Below are 767 nucleotides of genomic sequence, written 5' to 3' on the forward strand. Positions count from 1 at the left end.
CCTCTCTCCGGCCTCGGCCTCGCCCCTGCCCCCGGCTGCCGCTCCACCCCGTTCCGTGAGCGCCCCCATCGCCAGATGCCCGTCGCTGGGCCAACTCCCGCGCCCGGTGAGGACGAGCGCCGCCCGGCTGTCGTGCTGATGGGCGTCGACGCTGATGTCGGCGACCGTCGCCCGCAGCGGCTCGGCGTACCAACGGCACTCCGCGAGCCAGTCGTTGCGCGCCCGGTGCACGTCGAGCACATCGGGGGAGGGCAGCCCGCCGAGGAGAAGGCTGCTGACGGACTGCACGACAAGGGGCTCGTCGCCGTCGTTGTACAGCCGCACCCGGGAGCGGAGAACGGCGACCCCGGCGGGGGAGGACAGCTCGACGAACGCGGTCAACCCGGTCGCAGGATCGTGCAGTTCGACGGTCAACCGCTCCCAGTCGCCGCCACCGTGACCGCCACCCTCGCGGGCACCGCCACCGCCACCGTCGCCGGCACGCACGCCCACCTCACCGCGGTGCCCCCGGTAGACGAGCCTCGCCCCGAACGCCGTCCCCGTGAAGCGCGGCCCGGACCACCCGCTGCCGTGCCCGAACGCGGTCAACTCGATGAGAGGGAGGGCGGTTTCGGGATCCACGGTGTCCCCGTCGGGGCCGAGCCGGACCAGCCGCAGTGTTCCGTCCGCGGCCGTCGCGAACAGGCTCTCGACGGCCGGATGCCCCCAGGCGAAGGCCGTGCCCACGTGATCGGGACCGGTCGGCCCACCCGTCGCCCCGCCCCTGT

The 767-nt window shown here is 74.4% G+C and carries 1 pseudogene; it reads right to left on the reverse strand.

From position 1 onward, the window contains the following. Positions 1 to 767, reverse strand: a pseudogene (locus P1P70_RS45330) (alpha-galactosidase); the annotation flags it as partial.

Origin of the sequence: Streptomyces sp. MB09-02B (assembly GCF_033794485.1) — a bacterium.
Taxonomy (GTDB): domain Bacteria; phylum Actinomycetota; class Actinomycetes; order Streptomycetales; family Streptomycetaceae; genus Streptomyces.